A 16,421-nucleotide genomic window follows, 5' to 3' on the forward strand; every position below is an offset into this window, starting at 1 on the left:
AATGCGGATATGACTGATCGCCAGACCTATCGCAAGGGCCCTGTCCTCCTACGGGGGACGCAGATCCCCCAGCAGACCTCCGACGCGAGCCTCCTGTCCGCGACCGAGCGCGCCGACTGGCTCCACGCCGACCCCTGGCGGGTGCTGCGCATCCAGTCCGAGTTCGTCGAGGGCTTCGGCGCCCTGTCGGAGATCGGACCCGCGATCAGCGTCTTCGGCTCGGCGCGCGTGAGTCGGGAGGATCCCGCCTACCGCCTCGCTGAGGAGATCGCTGCCGGGCTGGTCCGCTCCGGCTACGGCGTCATCACCGGCGGCGGCCCGGGCATGATGGAGGCCGCCAACAAGGGAGCCCATGAGGCTGGCGGTCTGTCTGTGGGACTCGGTATCGAGCTGCCCATGGAGCAATCCATGAACGAGTACGTCGACCTCGGCATCAACTTCCGCTACTTCTTCGCCCGCAAGACGATGTTCGTCAAGTACTCCGACGGATTCGTCGTCATGCCCGGCGGATTCGGCACCCTCGACGAGCTCTTCGAGTCCATCACACTGGTCCAGACACGCAAGGTCGACTCCTTCCCCGTGGTGCTCGTCGGGCGCGAGTACTGGGGCGGGCTCGTCGACTGGATCCGCTCCTCGCTCCTCGGGTCGGGCATGATCGCGCCACAGGATCTCGACCTGCTGCGCGTCGTCGACACCGCTGCCGAGGCGGTCGAGTACGTGGTCGCGGGCGCTCAGAGGATCCGCCCCACGTCACCGGAATGAGCCGGGCCTCAAACTGTGGGCCCTGTGTCCCACTTATCGTGCCGTTGAGAATCATGCTTTAGAATAAGAGGCAGCGCCGCGGGCGGAACCGCGCGAGCACGATGGAAGGGATGCATATGGCTGCCATGAAGCCCCGTACCGGGGACGGCCCCCTGGAGGTCGTCAAGGAGGGACGCGCCATCATCATGCGCATGCCCCTCGAGGGCGGCGGCCGCCTGGTCGTCGAGATCACCCCTGATGAGATCAAGGCCCTCAAAGACGCACTGGCCACTGTCAAGATCTGAGCCATTTGCCCGGCGCCGAGCGCCGGAGCTGGTCGGCCGGTCGCCCGTCCACCGTCGGAGGGGCCGGACAGCCGCGTCATGCAGGAGAAGGACCGTTCCCAGATCGGGGCGGTCCTTCTTCCGTCTCCCCCGCTCCGAGGGCGCGCCGCTCAGCGCGGGCGCGGCTGACCCCGACATGCGCGCCTCGCACCGACAGGCGCCGCTTGCCCCGACTGGTGCCGTTCGCACCGAATGGTGCGGGCAGGACGCACCAGTGGGTGCGGATGGCGCCTCTCAGGGCGGATGGCGCTGGTCGGTGTGGAACGCGCCTCTCAGGGCGGGTGGCGCGGGAGGGCGCGCGCCCCCGCTCAGCTACGCCGCACGGACACGAGCAGTCCGTCGCCCACGGGAAGCAGCGAAGTCAGGAGCCCGTCGGCGTCCCGCAGGGTCTTGCCCAGCTCTCGGGCGGCCACCGTCACGGCGTCGCGGCGCGCGGGGTCGGCCACATGGTCGCGCCACAGCGCGTGGGTGATGACGAGCGACCCCCCGGCGCGCAGCATCCGCAATGCGTCCTGGAGGAGGTCGGCGGCATCCTGCGGGTCGACGTCGAGCACCACCATGTCGTAAGAGCCCGCCGCCATACGGGGCATGACGTCGGAGGCCCGACCCTGGATGATGCGCGTGCGGTGGCCGGAGTACCCGGCGGCGTCGAAGGCCCGTCGCGCCTCCCGCTGGAACTCGGCCTCGACGTCGATGGTCGTCAGCACGCCGTCGGCGCCCATGCCGGCCAGGAGCCACAGCCCGGAGACCCCCGTGCCCGTGCCGATCTCCGCCACGGACTTCGCGCCCGCGGCCGCGGCGAGCCCGCGCAGGGCCGCGCCGGTGGCCGGGGAGACCGGCGAGGTACCGAGCTCGATGCCGCGCAGGCGGGCCTGGGAGGTCGCCTCGTCCTCGAAGGGGAACTCCTCGGTGTAGGACCAGGTCAGAGTCTTGTCCGCGCTCACAGTGAGTCCCTTCCATGGCGGTGAAGCGTGCGCTCGAGCTCGCCGCGCCATCCGCGCGGCAACCGCATTGTCCCAGGAGCATGGGGAATTCCTCGCCCGACCCGCCGTCATGCCCGGAGTGTGGCGCGCGGCGCGCCTAGCCGGGAGCGGACGCATGAGGTTATCGCGGCCCGCGCTCTCTATACTCGCCTCGTGCTGGGATTCTCCTCATCTGAGTTCGTGGTCTTCCTGCTGGTGGCCGTCGTGGTCATCGGCCCCCAGAGGCTGCCCGAGTACACTCGCAAGCTCACCCAGATGGTCCGCCAGCTGCGCGTCTTCCTGGAGAGCGCCAAGACGCAGATCGCTGAGGAGGTCGGCCCCGAGCTCGCCGACCTCGACCTGTCCAGCCTCGACCCGCGCCAGTACGACCCGCGCAAGATCGTCCGCGACGCCCTGGGCGAGGACCTCGACGCCATCAAGAAGGACCTCCAGTCGCCCTTCAAGGCGGTCAAGAACGCCGCCAAGGAGACCACCGACGCCATTGACGCCTCCGTCAAGGAGGCGCGGGACAAGGACCGGGAGAACTCCCTGGCCAACAAGATCGAGGAGAAGAAGGCCGAGGCCCTTGCCGCCGCCCGGGCCGTGAAGGAGGGTGAGGCGGCCACCGCCGAGCTTCCGCAGGTGGGGGCGTCCCCGGCCGAGCCGGCGGGGGAGCCCGCGCCTGCCGGCCCTGCTGCGGCTGATCCCGCCGCTCCGGAGCCCGCCGCCGTCGAGCCCGCCGCTGATCCGATGGCGGAGCCAGCGGCCGTGCCGGCCTCGCTGGTGGAGGAGCCCGTGGTCGCGTCGGCGTCCGCGCCCAGCGCGCCACGCCCGCTTTCTCCGCGCGACATCGTGCGGGCCGCCAAGGAGGCCGCTCGGACCCGCGAGGCCGCGGCGTCGGCGCTCGTCGACTGAGCCCGTCAGTCCTTCGGCTGGTCACCCCGTGGGAACGGCGCGCTGACGACGATCCTCCCCACCGATGGTCGCGCTGAGCCCCTCTGGGCGCGTTCCCGCCGCGGCCCACAGTGCCCCGGCCCATCCATCAGCGCTGAAGCCCTGCGAGGGGCCCCGGCGCCCCGATCGTGTCGCGCTGTCTGCCCCGAACCGGTCTCGCTCCTGATAACGACCGGTCTCGGTGAGGGGGGAGGGGAGCGTCAGGCGGGGGTGACGCCGAGGGGGCGTCCGGCCAGGCCGCGGGAGCGGTGGGAGAGCCTTCGCGCCACCGCGGAGAGCTCCTGGGCGGCAGGGGCGTCCGCGGGCGCGTGGCCGCCCTCGCCGATGGTCGCGGGCACGCCGGTGTCGGAGCCCTCGCGCAGCTTGATGTCCAGGGGCAGCTGGGCGAGCAGCGGCACGTCGTAGCCCAGCGTCTCGGTCAGGGAGCCGGCCACGGCCTGGCCGCCGCCGGAGCCGAAGACCTCCAGGCGAGACCCGTCGGGCTGCGTCAAGTAGGACATGTTCTCAATGACGCCCACCACCCGCTGCTTGGTCTGGGTGGCGATAAGGCCCGTGCGCTCGGCCACCTCGGCCGCCGCCTGCTGGGGCGTGGTGACCACGAGGATCTCCGCGTTGGGCAGCAGCTGCGCCACGGAGATCGTCACGTCCCCGGTGCCGGGGGGCAGGTCGAGGAGGAGGACGTCGAGGTCCCCCCAGAAGACATCGGAGAGGAACTGCTGGACCGCGCGGTGCAGCATGGGGCCGCGCCAGACGACGGGCTGCTTGTCCTCGACGAACATGCCGATCGAGATGACCTTCACCCCGTGGGCCACCGGCGGCACGATCATGCCGTCGAGCTGGGTGGGCACGTGGTCCACGCCGAGCATCCGGGGGATGGAGAAGCCGTAGATGTCCGCGTCGACGATGCCGACGCTCAGGCCCTGCGCGGCCATGGCGGCGGCGAGGTTGGCCGTCACCGAGGACTTGCCGACGCCCCCCTTGCCGGAGGTCACCGCGTAGACGCGGGTGAGCGAGCCGGGCTGGGTGAAGGGGATGACGGGCTCCGCCGCCCCTCCGCGCAGGTGGGATCGCAGGGCCGCCCGCTGCTCATCGGTCATGACGCCCAGGCTCACGCGCACATCGGTGACGCCCTCGACGGCGCCGACCTCCCGCGTGGTGTCCTCCGTGATCGTGTCCTTGAGCGGACAGCCGGCCACGGTGAGGAGCACGTGGACGCTCACGACGCCGTCGGGTGAGATCTTGAGGGAGTCCACCATCCCGAGCTCGGTGATGGGACGGCGGATCTCAGGGTCGTTGACGCGGGCGAGCGCATCGCGGACGGCCTCTTCGGTGGGCATTGGCATGCCCTCATCCTACGGGCTCGACCTGGGCGCGCCAGCTCTGGGCCGGCCGCGCCAGATCGCGGCGGACCGGGAGGGCGAGCAAGAGCGCCGGGCCGGGTCAGGCCTCGTGGGAGGGCCCGGGGGAGGCGGCCTCGGCCAGGGCGGGAGCCCCATCGCCCTCGGCGTGCTCGCCGTCGCCGAGCTCGGAGATCTCCTCGCGGATGGCGCGCTCCTCGGCGAGGATCTCGGAGAGCATGTCCCGCAGCTCGCCGCGCACGAAGTCACGGGTGGCGACGTCGTTCATCGCCAGGCGCAGCGCGGCGATCTCTCTGGTGAGGTACTCGGTGTCCTCCAGATTGCGCTCGGCGCGCTGGCGGTCCTGCTCGGCGGTGACGCGGTCGCGGTCGTCCTGGCGGTTCTGCGCCAGCATGATGAGGGGGGCAGAGTAGGAGGCCTGGGTGGAGAAGGCCAGGTTGAGCAGGATGAACGGGTAGGGGTCCCAGGCCTTGGAGGCGCTCGCCAGCGCGATGTTCGCCACGATCCAGGCGATGACGAAGACCGTCATGTACAGGACGAACCTCGGCGAGCCCATGAAGCGGGCGGTGGCCTCCGCGAAGCGCCCGAAGGCGTCCGAGCGCGAGGACCGGCGCGGCCTCAGCCCGCGTAGCCGGCGACCGCGTCCCTGGCCCAGCGGCTGGTCGAGCTGCTCAGGCATTGGCGCTCCTCTCGATCATCTCGTCGGTGACGGCGTCATCGGCCTCGCGCCAGTCATCGGGCATGAGGTGGTCCAGCACGTCGTCGACGCTCACCGCGCCCACGAGGCGGCCGGCCTCGTCGCACACGGGCATGGCCGTGAGGTTGTACGTGGCCAGGAGGCGCGTGATCGTGCCGATGGAGTCGGTGGGCCCGACGGCGCCGAGGTCCTTGTCCAGGATGCGCCCCACCATCTGCTGGGGGCGCTCGCGCAGGGCGCGCTGGAGGTGGACCATGCCCAGGTACATGCCCGTCGGGCTCTCCAGCGGCGGGCGGCACACGAAGGCCACCGCCGCCAGGGCCGGGGGGACCTCCGCCTTGCGGGCCTGGGCCAGCAGGGTGGCCACGCTCGCCTCGGGCGGCAGGATGATCGGCTCGGTGGTCATGAGGCCGCCGGCGGTGTACTCGTCGTAGCGCATGAGGCGGCGCACGTCGGCGGCCTCGTCGGGCTGCATGAGCTCGAGGAGCTCGTTGGCCTTGAGCTGGGGGAGCTCGGCGACGAGGTCGGCCGCGTCGTCGGGCTGCATGGCCTCCAGGACGTCGGCGGCGCGGGCCGACTCCAGGGCGGAGAGGAGTGCGACGGCGTCGTCATCGCCCAGCTCCTCGACGGCGTCGGCGAGGCGGTCGTCGGGCAGCTCGCGCGCCACCTGGACGCGGCGGGCGTGGGGGAGGTCCCGCAGCGCCTCGGCCAGGTCCGCGGGCTTGAGGTCCTCCAGGGTGGCCAGGAGGGCGGTGACGCCCTGCTGCTCCATGCCGCCGGCCAGGCCCGTGACCTCGTCGGGGCGGACCATGGCGGTCTCCCCGCGCCGCAGCCCCAGGGGGCCCGAGGAGGCGCGCTGGACGAACAGGCGGGTGACCTTCCAGTCCATGCCGGCGTCGCGCTCGATGCCCACATCGCGGATCTCCACGGTGCCCGTGCCGTCCTTGAGGGTGACGACGCGGTCGAGGAGCTCGCCGACCACGAGGGTCTCGACCTTGCGCTGCTCGAAACGGCGCATGTTGACCACGCCCGTGGTGATGACCGCGCCCGGCTCGATCGCCGTGATGCGCGACAGCGGCAGGAAGACGCGGCGCCGTCCGGGCACCTCGATGACGCAGCCCACCGCCCGGGGCTCTCCGCGCAGCTGGATGAGGACGACGACATCGTGGACGCGGCCGACGGGATCCCCGAGGGGGTCGAAGACGGCCGTGCCGACGAGTCGTGCCACGAAGACCCTGTTTGTGCTGCGCGTCCTGCTGCTCTCCACGGGCACAGCCTAGCCGTACCCGAGAGGGCGGGCCCGTGAGCCGACGGGCGCGAGGACGGCCCACCTGGAAGGGGGGCTCTGCGAGTCCTCATGCCCGCCGGCCCCGACGCCCGGCGCCGCGCTCGTGCGCCGCTGATGCCGCAGGGGCGCGGTCGGGTCGGTATTCCCCCGGTGCCCCTTGGTCGCTGAGAGCGGATCGGGGCGGCGGAGGGTGGGCCGGCTCGGCCTCGCGGCGGTCGGCATGGGACGATGGGGCCATGAGCATCCAGATGGGTCCTAACATGGCCGTCGGTCGCGGGGGCGCGCTGCCCCAGGGGGAGGAGATCGCCTCCTTCGCCACCTACGCGCAGGCGCAGCACGCCGTCGACTCCCTGTCGGACGAGGGCTTCCCCGTCCAGCTGCTGTCGATCATCGGCACCGACCTGCGGCAGGTCGAGCGCATCACCGGTCGCATGAGCTGGGGGCGGGCGGTGGCCGGCGGCGCCGGGTCCGGGCTGTGGATCGGCGTGTTCTTCGCCCTCATGATGAACTTCATCGGCAGCGCCTCGACGCCGCCGATGCTCCTGGGCGCCGTGCTGCTGGGCGTTGTGTGGGGGATCCTCTTCCAGGCGGTCGGCTACGCGCTCACGCGCGGTCGCCGGGACTTCACCTCCATCAGCCAGGTGGTGGCCTCGCGCTACTCGATCCTCGCCTCGGACCGGGTTCAGGAGGCGGCCCGGGCGCTCGCCGACGCGCCGGGCAACCTGAGCCGGGGCGGCCCGGCCGCGCGCCGCGCCGAGGAGCGCCGTCGCGCCCGCGCGGAGTCCGGTGACGGGCCCACGGCGTTCGGGTCGCGCCCCGATGAGCAGCCGCGCTTCGGCGTGCGCATCCAGCCCGACGGCGCGGCGCCGGGCGGTGGCGGTGCGGGAGCCGTTCCCGGAGCCCTCGGCGCTGCCACGGCTCCCGGGGTCCCCGCCGCCCCCGGCCTGGTCGAGGGGTCCGGGCCCGGCGGCGCCGCTGAGGGCGAGCCCCCGGTTCCCGAGGACTACGACCCCTATCTGCGCCGCTGACGGGGCGCCCCGGCGCGGAGGGCCCGGCCGCGAGCCCGGCCGACCCGCCTCAGCAGTAGGCGGGCTCGTGCTCGAGATGGGAGACGGGCTCGATCTGGAAGGTCGAGTGCTGGATGCGCACGGGGAAGTGCTCGGCGGCGCACTCCTGGAGTCGGTCGAGGATCGTCGCCGCGTGCCCGTCCCGCAGGCACTCGTCGCGCACCACCACGTGCGCGGTGAGCACGGGCAGCCCCGAGGCCACCGTCCAGGCGTGCAGGTCGTGGACCGCCTCGACGTGGTCCAGTGAGGACATGTGCTCGCGCACCTCGGCGAGGTCGAGGTCCTCGGGCGTGAAGTCCATGAGGTGGCGCATCGCCTGGCGCAGGAGCACCGCCGCCCTGGGCGCGATGAGCGCCACGATCACGAGGGAGGCGACGGCGTCGGCCCGGTCCCAGCCCGTGAGCGCCACGACGGCGGCCGCGCCGATGACGCCCACCGAGCCCAGGGCGTCGCCCAGGACCTCGAGGAACGCGGCGCGCGTATTGAGGCTCTCCCCGCGCCCTCCCGCCAGGACCAGCAGCGCGACGATGTTGGCGACCAGGCCGATGACGCCCATCGCCGCCATCCCATGGGCCTGAACCGGGGGCGCGGTGATGAGGTGGCGCACCGCCTGGAGGGCCACCACCGCCCCGACGACTCCGAGCATCCCCGCCTGGAGCGCCGCCCCGAGGGCCTCCGCGCGGCGCAGCCCCCAGGTGCTGCGGTCCGTGGCCGGATGGGTGGACAGGTGGGCCGCCGTCAGCGCCATGACGAGTCCCGCGGAGTCGGTGAGCATGTGGCCGGCGTCCGCCAGGAGGGCGAGCGAGCCGGTGAGCACGGAGACGATCGCCTCGGCGACGAGCACGAGCGAGGTCAGTGCGAGCGCGATGGCCAGGCGGCGCCGGGAGCCGCTCGCGGCATGGTCGTGGGAGTGGCTCTGCGAGCGGTCATGGGAGTGACCCCGCTCGCGAGGGCCGGGGGCGAAGCGGGCGCCTGAGCGCCGGGTGGGACTCACCCCCCGATCGTATCAAGAACATTTTATAGGTCAAGGGCTGGGGGCGGCCGACGATGATCGTCGGTGCCGTGGCCGCGCGCGGTCGGCCCGTGCGCCGGGACGCGCCGGCCGTCCAGCGCGCCCCGGGCGCCTCAGGCGATGAGGCCGCTCACCCAGGCCTCGACCTCCTCGACCGTGCGGGGGATGCCCGCCGTCAGTCGCTCGACGCTCCCATCGGGGCGAACGACGACGTCGTCCTCGATGCGGATCCCAATACCGCGCAGCTCCTCGGGGGCGAGCAGATCATCGGCGCGGAAGTACAGGCCCGGCTCGATCGTGAAGACCATGCCCGGCTCCAGGAGCGCGTCCATGCTCATCTCTCGGCGGGCCTGCGCGCAGTCGTGGACGTCAAGGCCCAGGTGATGGCTCGTCCCGTGCACCATCCAGCGGCGGTGGTACTGGCCATCGGGGCCTAGGGAGTCCGCGGCGGTCACGCCCTCGGGCAGCAGCCCCCAATCCTCCAGGCGGGCAGCGATGACCTCCATGGCGGCGCTGTGGACGTCCTTGAAGCGGCAGCCGGGCTGGTTCGCGCGGGCGAAGGCGGCATCGGCGGCGTCGAGCACCGCCTGGTAGACGTGGCGCTGCGGGTCGGTGAAGACGCCGTCGACCGGGATCGTGCGGGTGACGTCCGCGGTGTAGAGGGAGTCGATCTCCACGCCGGCGTCCACGAGCACGAGCTCGCCGGGGCGCACGGGGCCGTCGTTGTTGATCCAGTGCAGGGTGTTGGCGTGGTCCCCCGCCGCGGCGATCGTGTCGTAGCCCAGGCCGTTGCCCTCCTCGCGGGCGATGGCGGCGAAGGCCCCCTCCAGCACGCGCTCGCCGCGCCAGTGGCCCACCGCGCGCGGGATGGAGCGGATGAGGTCATCGAATCCGGCCTTCGTGGCGTCGACCGCGGCCTGCATCTGGGCGATCTCCCAGGCGTCCTTGCGCAGGCGCAGCTCGCTGGCCGCCTCCAGGAGGCGGTCGTCCACCTCAGTGGCGGCCTGCCCACTGGCCAGCCCCGCGGCCTGGCGGACCTGGTCCACGAGCGCGGTGACGGCCTCATCGGCCTGGGCGATGACGCGCAGGCGCACGCCGTCGGCCCCGGCATCCTTGGCCAGGGCGTCGCCGAGGCTGTCGATATGGGCGCAGCGGATGCCGGTGACGGCCTCGACCTCCTCGATGGACGGGCGCGCCCCCACCCACAGCTCGCCATAGCGGGGGTTGGCGTAGAACTCCTGGGAGGTCCGTGAAGCGCGGGGCCGGAAGTACAGGACGGCCTCATGCGTGGGATCCCCCTCGGGCGCGGGGGCGCCAGGCGGGGTGAGGGGCTCCAGGACGAGCACGGCGTCGGGCTCGAAATCGGTGCCGGTGCCGGCCAGGTGGGAGAAGGCGGAGTGCGGGCGGAAGCGGTAGTCGCAGTCGTTGTTGCGGACCTTGAGGGGGCCGGCGGGGAGGACGAGGCGCTCGCCGGGGAACTGGGAGCCCAGGGCGGCTCGGCGCGCGACGGCCCAGTCAGCGGCCTCGGAACGCGGCGGGAGCCCGGCCGGGCGAGGCCCCCAGCCGGAGCCGATGAAATCCCGGAACGCCTGGTTGGTGGGCTGGTGGGAGCGGTTGTTGCCTCGCTGCGCGAGGGACTGCGGGGCGACTCCCGGGGCGTTCGAGGCGGGGGCGCCCGTGGTGGTCTCGGGGATGGCGGGCGCCTGGGGGCGGCTGGCGGAGGAGGACTGGCTCATGGGGGCATCCTCCCACCGCAGCCAGGCGCCCGCCCAGCCCGGGGCGGCCAGACTGCCCGGGCCGCGCTCAGCGGGCGGTTCGCACTGAGTGGTGCGGATGGCGCCCACTGGAGCGGTTCGCACTGACTGGTGCCGTTCGCACCCACTGGTGCGGGCAGGACGCTCCGCTCGGGGTGAATGGCGCCGCTCGGTGCGGATGGCGCGGGTCGATGAGCCGATGCCCTCCGGGTCCGCGTCCTCTCAGGCCACGGGCTCAGGCGACGGCGTCGTCGTCGGGAAAATGGACCCCGATCTGCGCGCGGGCCTCGGACAGGGCCTCGATCGCGGCCACCGAGGCGGACACGGGGTGGAGCTCGGAGCCGCGCGCGTCGGCCCTCACGAGCCGGCAGACCTCCGCCAGGAGGGGGCCCATCACCTCGCCGGAGCGCGTCACGGAGAGGTCCTCACTGGATTCCTCGGGGGAGCCGGGCGCGGTGATGAGACTGATGCGCTCGGGCCACTGGCAGTGGTCGAGGAGGATCGCGCTGGACTCGCCGGAGATCTGGCTGCCCAGGGCGTTGACGGAGGTCTTGGAGTGCAGGCAGGCCACTTCCAGGCCGACGTGCTCCCCGGTGTCATAGGAGAGGGTGACCGTGCCGTGGGAGTCGACGCCGGAGTCCAGGAGTCGCGCCGTGGCGGTGACGCGGTCCGGGCGCCCGAATAGGTGGATGGCCAGGCTCACCGGGTAGATGCCCAGATCCATGAGCGAGCCGCCGCCGAGCGCCGGGTTGAAGGCCGGGGAAGCTCGCCAGCCCGGTAGGCGCTCATACGCGAGGAGAACTGCTCGCGCACGAAGGTGGCTCGACGCGGTTCCCCGAGCCGGGCAAGAGCGGCGCGGATGGCGGCGGCGCCGGGCTCGAAGGCGGTCTGCCAGGCCTCCATGAGGAAGCCGCCGGTGCGCTCAGCGGTGTCGGCCATGGCCCGGGCCTGCGCGGCAGTGAGGGCGAAGGGCTTCTCCACGAGCACCCCGTACCCGGCCTCCAAGGCCGCGATCGCCTGGGAGGCGTGCAGGGAGTTGGGCGAGCCGATGTAGATGACGTCGATGGGCGCGGCGCGCTCCGGGCCGTGCTCGGCGAGCATCGCCTCGAGGGTGGGATGGGCGTGGGGGACGCCGTGCCTGGCGGCATAGGCAGCGGCGCGCTCGGGCCTGGCCGAGGTGACGGCGACGATCTCGGCGGCGGGCTCGGCGGCCACGGCGCGGGCGAACCAGGTGGCGATGAATCCCGCGCCGACGACGCCGAAGCGCACCGGGCGCCCAGCGCCCGCGGAGGGCCCGGAGCGGGCACGGGGGAGGGGCGCGGCAGATGTGATGGCGGGGGACGGCTGGCCGGCGCTGGCTGTGCTCATGCCCCCACTGTCCCACTGAGCCGGCGCCCTGTCATCGGCTTTCGCCGGAGGGGAGCGGGGGCCCTGGGGGCCACGCCCGGCGGGCCTCCTAGACTTGGCCGGTGCGCATCGACCCCCACACCCACTCCTCCTGCTCCGACGGCACTGACACCCCGGCGGAGCTCATGCGGGCAGCCGCCCAGGCGGGCCTCGACGTCGTCGGCCTGACCGACCACGACACGACGATCGGCTGGGAGGAGGCCGCGGCTGCCGTGCCGTCCACGGGAGTGGCCCTCCTGCGCGGCACCGAGATCTCCTGCGCCGCGAGCGGGGTCACCCTCCACCTGCTCGCCTACCTCTTCGACCCCGAGAACGAGGCCATCGCCAAGGCCTTCGCCCGCGCCCGTGACTCCCGGGGAACCCGCGCCCAGCGCATGGTCGAGCGCATCGCCGCCGACTACCCCATCACGTGGGAGGACGTGCTCGCCCAGTCGGTCGGCCACGCCATCGGCCGGCCCCATATCGCCGACGCGCTCGTCGCCGCGGGCTCCTTCGAGAACCGGGACGCGGCCTTCGCCGGCCCCCTGGCCGTCTCCAGCCCCTACTACGTGCCCCACTGGGCTCTCGACCCCGTCGAGGCCTGCGCCCTCGTGCGGACCGCCGGGGGCGTGCCCGTCGCCGCGCACCCCCGAGCCTCCCGGCGCCAGCGCCGACTCGTGCCCGATGCGACCTTCGCCGCCATGGCCGAGGCCGGGCTCGCCGCCCTTGAGGTCGACCACCGCGACCACGGACCCGCCGACCGCCGCGCCGCGCAGGACCTCGCCGACCGCCTCGGCCTGGGCGTCTCGGGATCCTCCGACTACCATGGCTCTGGCAAGCCCAATCGACTGGGGGAGAATCTCATGCCCCCCGAGCTCCTCGAGCGGATCGTGGACGAGGGGGCCCTCCCGCTCGTCACCCCCTGAGGTCCGCGGGGCCGGCTCCGCGTGGCCCATGCGCCCGCCTCTCACCCTCTCGAACCCCAGAAAGTCCCTCCGTGCTCGACGCCGTCCTCAGCCCCGCCGTGTTCCTCACCTCCTTCACGACGGTCCTCGTCATCCAGGACCCGCTCGGCGCCATCCCCATCTTCCTGTCCCTCACCCGCCGTCAGAGCCCCGAGCGGCGCCGTGCCTCCGCCCGCCAGGCGACCCTGCTCAGCCTCGCGGTCATCCTCGCCTTCGCGATCTTCGGGCGCTACATCCTGGGGCTCCTGGGGATCTCCGTGGCCGCCCTCCAGGTCTCCGGCGGGCTCCTCCTGCTGCTGGTCGCCCTGGAGCTGCTCACCGAGAGCTCTCGCGCGGACGATGACCCCGATCCCGCCGACTCCAACGTCGCTCTCGTCCCGCTGGGAACGCCGTTGCTCGCGGGCCCCGGCGCGATCGTCGCGGCCATGGTCGCCGTCGAGTCCGCGCCCGCGCCCGTGACCGGCTGGGTGTCCGTGACCCTGGCGATCGTCGTCGTCCACGTCATCACCTGGCTGGCGCTTCGCTTCTCACTCACGCTGCACCGGGTCCTGGGTGAGGCGATGATCCTCGTCCTGACCCGCGTCATGGGCCTGCTGCTGGCCGCGATCGCCGTGCAGATGATCGGCGACGGCGTCACCACCTACATCGGCGAGCGCCTCAGCGCCGGCCCAGTGGCCCGCTGACCGCGGCGACCCGGCTCAGTCCTGGCCGGCGGAGTCGATCGGCTTGCCGCCGCGCGTCCGCTTGCGGTTCCTCGCGCGCCGCGGGGCCTCGCCGTCGGAGACTCGCCTGGAGGGCTTCCGGCGCTCACCGTCCCCAGAGGCCCGCGAGGCGCTGCCGCTCCGGCCGGCCCGGGAGCGCGAGCCCCGCCCGTCGCGGCCCCTGGCCCCGCCGCGGCCCTCGCGACCGCCGCGGCCGTCGCGACGGCCGTGCTTGCCGGTCTCGCCCAGGTCCTCGATCTCCTCGGCGTCCAGGCCGGCCAGCGTCCGCTTGGAGCGCGGCAGCGTGCCCGTGGTGCCCTCGGGGATCGACAGGTCGGAGTACAGGTGCTCGCTGGTGTGGTAGGTCTCGATCGGCTCGGCCACCGGCAGGCCCAGGCCCTTGGCGATGAGCCGCCAGCGCGGGATGTCATCCCAGTCCACGAAGGTCACGGCCGTGCCCGCGTTCCCGGCGCGGCCCGTGCGCCCGATGCGGTGGACGTAGATCTTCTCGTCCTCGGGGCACTGGTAGTTGATGACGTGGGTGACGTCATCGACGTCGATGCCGCGGGCGGCGACGTCGGTGGCCACGAGCACGTCCACCTTGCCGTTGCGGAAGGCGCGCAGCGCCTGCTCGCGCGCCCCCTGCCCGAGATCGCCGTGCAGCGCGCCGGTGGCGAAGCCCCGCGAGGCCAGGTCGTCGGCCACCCGGGCCGCCGTGCGCTTCGTGCGGGCGAAGATGATCGTGCGGCCCCGGCCCTCGGCCTGGAGGATCCGGGCGACCACCTCCACCTTGTTCAGGGCGTGCGTGCGGTAGACGACCTGCGCCACCGACTTGACCGTCATCGACTCATCCCCGGGGTCCTGGGCGCGGATGTGGGTCGGCTGGGTCATGTAACGGCGGGCCAGCGCGACGACGGCGCCAGGCATCGTGGCGCTGAACAGCATCGTCTGGCGGTCGGCGCGGGTGCGGGCCAGGATCTTCTCCACATCGGGCAGGAAGCCCAGGTCAAGCATCTCATCCGCCTCGTCGAGCACCACGGTGGTCACGTGGGTGAGGTCCAGGACGGCGCGGTCCATGAGGTCGATAAGGCGCCCCGGGGTTCCCACGACGATCTCGGCGCCCCTCTCCAGGGCCTCGATCTGCGGCTCGTAGGCGCGACCGCCGTAGACCTGCACGATGCGCACGGTGCGCTTGGCGGCGGCCTGCTCCAGCTCGACGGCGACCTGCTTGGCCAGCTCGCGCGTGGGCAGGACGATGAGGGCCTGCGGGCTGCCGGCGGCGGGGTCGGAGTCCCACCCCTCCTCGCCGGGGCCCAGGGTGTCCATGAGCAGCGGGATGCCGAAGCCCAGGGTCTTGCCGGTGCCGGTCTTGGCCTGGCCGATGATGTCGTCGCCCTCCAGGGCCACCGGCAGGGTGAGGGCCTGGATGGGGAAAGGGTGGATGATGCCCTTGGCGGCCAGCGCCTCGCAGATCTCGGGCTCGACGCCGAAGTCCGCGAAGGACTTGATGCTCAGGTCCGCCGGGGCGCCCTCGTCGGTGATGTCGGGGGCGGCCTCGTCCAGGACGGGTGCGTGGGCGCCCGCGGTCTCGATGAGGCCCGAGGCGGGGGCGCTCGCGGCGCTCGGCGCGCTCGCGGGGCTGGTCGGGCTGGGGGCGCTGGCGGCCGAGACGGCCTCGGCGGGGCTGGTGATGACGGGGTTCTCGTCGGTCACGACGTTCCTTCGGATGTGGACCGCGGCCCCGTGCCCGGCGCGGAGGGTGGTCCTGCGCGGGCCGACGGGGCCCTGGGCCGCGCTCGCGGTCGTGTAGGTGGCAGCCGATCGTGAATCGTGTCCCGCTCAGGGCCCTGGGGCGCCGCCGCGCCCTGGGCGCGGCTCGCGAGCCGGCGGGACCAGGCTGCTGGACGACCGGGCAACCGTGGACGTCGGCAGACTACCGGTCATCCGCCCTCGTGGCGGCGACGCGACGGCGATTGCCCCCGGTAGGTGGGGCACATCACGCGCCTTCGCCAAGGCGGCCGCGGGAGCGGGGCCCTCGCTCTACGCTTTGCCCATGAGCCCTTCCGTTCCTGACCCGGCCCCCGCCTTGACGCCCCCGGCCCCCGCCCCCAGCGCGCCCGACGCCTTCATGACCGCCGTGCTCGGCGTCATCGGCCACAGCTGCTCCGTGGCCTGCACGCGCTACGCCAAGGACGCGGACAAGGCCCCGGCGATGCGCGCGCGCATCGAGCTGCTGCGCATGAGCGCGGCCAAGGTGGGCGCTTTCGACGCGATCATCCGCATCGGCGCCGACGAGGGCGTGGACGTGCCGGCGGCCGCTGAGCGCTTCCTCGGCTCCCTGGGTGACGTCGATGATCGCCTGCGGCCCCACGACTGGGTCGAGCGGCTCGTCAAGACCTACCTGTCCTTCGGGCTGCTCGTCGACTTCGGCATGGCCCTGACCGATTCCCTGCCCCCGCGCGTGCGCGACGCCGTCCTGGAGGCCCTGTCCGAGGACCGCTTCGGCTCCTTCGCCGCCGCCGAGCTCATGGCCGATCTCGACGGCGACCCCCAACTCGCTGCCCGCCTGGGCCTGTGGGGCCGCCGGGTGGCGGGCGAGGAGATCGGCGCGATCCAACTCATGCTCGCCCGCTTCCCCGAGCTCGCCGATGGGGAGCGGGGGGCGGGGCGCCTGAGCGCCGTCCTGTCCTCCGGCGCGACGAGCCGCATGAGGGGCCTCGGGCTGCGCGTCTGAGACCGACTGGGACCGACGACCGACTGGGACCGACTGGACCAGCGCGGGCGGGCCGCTCCCGGGGCGCGTCGCGCGGGCGGCGCGGGCTCAGATCCCGAAGCCGACGCGGCGCTGCTCGGCGGCCCCGAGCTCGGCGTAGGCCAGGGATCCCGCGGGCACGAGCACCTTGCGACCCTTGTCATCCGTGAGGACGACATCCTTCGTCGCCGAGTCGGCCAGCGCGCCCAGGACCTCGTCGTGGGAGGCGGAGGTCTCGATCTCGATCTGACGGGCGGCGTGCTTGAAGCCGAGGCTGACCTGCATGGTGACTCCTTGAAGAGCGGATCGGGGGGCGGATCGCGCGCGGGCGGTCCCCGTGGGCCCCGCGTCGTTGCCCCGATCGTAGGGCGCCGATGGCCGACGACGGCGACAGCGCGGGGGCGGCGGCGTCGGTTTTCGCGCCGCGCGGACGGGGGCGC

At 73.2% G+C, this 16,421-nt stretch carries 17 protein-coding genes; 7 read left to right on the forward strand and 10 right to left on the reverse strand.

Annotation, left to right across the window (positions count from 1 at the left end; genetic code table 11):
- Positions 1-9 precede the first annotated feature (9 nt).
- Both ABXS69_RS03950 and ABXS69_RS03955 read left to right on the forward strand, forming a co-directional pair.
- Positions 10-762, forward strand: coding sequence for a TIGR00730 family Rossman fold protein (locus tag ABXS69_RS03950; protein WP_366181258.1), 753 nt, complete (start codon positions 10-12; stop codon positions 760-762).
- A 116-nt stretch (positions 763-878) separates the two neighbouring features.
- The gene (locus ABXS69_RS03955) at positions 879-1,046 is read left to right on the forward strand and encodes a DUF3117 domain-containing protein (RefSeq protein ID WP_366181259.1); all 168 of its coding nucleotides are present in this window, start codon (positions 879-881) and stop codon (positions 1,044-1,046) included.
- Positions 1,047-1,393: 347 nt separating this feature from the next.
- Here the strand turns inward: ABXS69_RS03955 and ABXS69_RS03960 are convergent, their stop codons facing one another.
- Positions 1,394-2,029 (reverse strand): O-methyltransferase, encoded by a 636-nt coding sequence (locus ABXS69_RS03960; protein WP_366181260.1) that lies wholly within the window; start codon positions 2,027-2,029, stop codon positions 1,394-1,396.
- Between the two features lie 192 nt (positions 2,030-2,221).
- On the opposite strand from ABXS69_RS03960, the gene ABXS69_RS03965 reads away from it, so the two are divergent.
- Positions 2,222-2,962 carry a Sec-independent protein translocase TatB gene (locus ABXS69_RS03965; RefSeq protein WP_366181261.1) on the forward strand — a complete coding sequence of 247 codons (741 nt, stop codon included), beginning with the start codon at positions 2,222-2,224 and terminating at the stop codon, positions 2,960-2,962.
- A gap of 239 nt (positions 2,963-3,201) precedes the next feature.
- On the opposite strand, the gene ABXS69_RS03970 is transcribed toward ABXS69_RS03965, so the two are convergent.
- The 3 genes from ABXS69_RS03970 to ABXS69_RS03980 all read right to left on the reverse strand — a co-directional run bounded on the left by ABXS69_RS03970 (position 3,202) and on the right by ABXS69_RS03980 (position 6,323).
- Positions 3,202-4,344, reverse strand: a complete 1,143-nt coding sequence (locus ABXS69_RS03970; protein WP_366181262.1) for a P-loop NTPase — start codon at positions 4,342-4,344, stop codon at positions 3,202-3,204.
- A gap of 97 nt (positions 4,345-4,441) precedes the next feature.
- Entirely contained in the window at positions 4,442-5,038 is a 597-nt protein-coding gene (locus ABXS69_RS03975) for a DUF1003 domain-containing protein (RefSeq protein ID WP_366181263.1), read from the reverse strand.
- Positions 5,031-6,323, reverse strand: a complete 1,293-nt coding sequence (locus ABXS69_RS03980) for a CBS domain-containing protein (protein WP_366181264.1) — start codon at positions 6,321-6,323, stop codon at positions 5,031-5,033. Before ABXS69_RS03980 ends, ABXS69_RS03975 begins: the two co-directional genes overlap by 8 nt.
- Before the next feature lie 257 nt (positions 6,324-6,580).
- On the opposite strand from ABXS69_RS03980, the gene ABXS69_RS03985 reads away from it, so the two are divergent.
- Positions 6,581-7,372, forward strand: a complete 792-nt coding sequence (locus ABXS69_RS03985; RefSeq protein WP_366181265.1) for a general stress protein — start codon at positions 6,581-6,583, stop codon at positions 7,370-7,372.
- Positions 7,373-7,421: 49 nt separating this feature from the next.
- Here ABXS69_RS03985 and ABXS69_RS03990 read toward each other — a convergent pair whose 3' ends face one another.
- From ABXS69_RS03990 to ABXS69_RS04005, 4 genes are all read right to left on the reverse strand, one after another.
- Positions 7,422-8,405 (reverse strand): cation diffusion facilitator family transporter, encoded by a 984-nt coding sequence (locus ABXS69_RS03990; protein WP_366181266.1) that lies wholly within the window; start codon positions 8,403-8,405, stop codon positions 7,422-7,424.
- A gap of 131 nt (positions 8,406-8,536) precedes the next feature.
- A complete protein-coding gene (locus ABXS69_RS03995) occupies positions 8,537-10,159 on the reverse strand; it encodes an aminopeptidase P family protein (RefSeq protein ID WP_366181267.1) in 1,623 nt (540 codons plus the stop codon).
- Between the two features lie 253 nt (positions 10,160-10,412).
- The gene (locus tag ABXS69_RS04000; RefSeq protein WP_366181268.1) at positions 10,413-10,901 is read right to left on the reverse strand and encodes a hypothetical protein; all 489 of its coding nucleotides are present in this window, start codon (positions 10,899-10,901) and stop codon (positions 10,413-10,415) included.
- On the reverse strand, positions 10,877-11,545 hold the full coding sequence (locus ABXS69_RS04005; protein WP_366181269.1) for a Gfo/Idh/MocA family oxidoreductase: 669 nt from the start codon (positions 11,543-11,545) through the stop codon (positions 10,877-10,879). The genes ABXS69_RS04000 and ABXS69_RS04005 overlap by 25 nt, the downstream gene beginning before the upstream one ends.
- A 101-nt stretch (positions 11,546-11,646) precedes the next feature.
- Between ABXS69_RS04005 and ABXS69_RS04010 the strand changes: the two genes are divergently transcribed.
- Both ABXS69_RS04010 and ABXS69_RS04015 read left to right on the forward strand, forming a co-directional pair.
- Entirely contained in the window at positions 11,647-12,489 is an 843-nt protein-coding gene (locus ABXS69_RS04010; RefSeq protein WP_366181270.1) for a PHP domain-containing protein, read from the forward strand.
- 71 nt (positions 12,490-12,560) lie between these two features.
- A complete protein-coding gene (locus ABXS69_RS04015) occupies positions 12,561-13,211 on the forward strand; it encodes a MarC family protein (protein ID WP_366181271.1) in 651 nt (216 codons plus the stop codon).
- Between the two features lie 15 nt (positions 13,212-13,226).
- Here ABXS69_RS04015 and ABXS69_RS04020 read toward each other — a convergent pair whose 3' ends face one another.
- Positions 13,227-14,822: a DEAD/DEAH box helicase gene (locus ABXS69_RS04020; RefSeq protein ID WP_366181520.1), complete on the reverse strand. Its 1,596-nt coding sequence runs from the start codon at positions 14,820-14,822 to the stop codon at positions 13,227-13,229.
- 460 nt (positions 14,823-15,282) lie between these two features.
- On the opposite strand from ABXS69_RS04020, the gene ABXS69_RS04025 reads away from it, so the two are divergent.
- Positions 15,283-15,963, forward strand: a complete 681-nt coding sequence (locus ABXS69_RS04025; protein ID WP_366181272.1) for a ferritin-like fold-containing protein — start codon at positions 15,283-15,285, stop codon at positions 15,961-15,963.
- 87 nt (positions 15,964-16,050) lie between these two features.
- On the opposite strand, the gene ABXS69_RS04030 is transcribed toward ABXS69_RS04025, so the two are convergent.
- Complete coding sequence (locus ABXS69_RS04030; protein WP_017177145.1) at positions 16,051-16,266, reverse strand: DUF3107 domain-containing protein; 216 nt, start codon at positions 16,264-16,266, stop codon at positions 16,051-16,053.
- Positions 16,267-16,421 lie beyond the last annotated feature (155 nt).

Origin of the sequence: Actinomyces timonensis, assembly GCF_040702965.1 — a bacterium.
Taxonomy (GTDB): domain Bacteria; phylum Actinomycetota; class Actinomycetes; order Actinomycetales; family Actinomycetaceae; genus Actinomyces; species Actinomyces timonensis_A.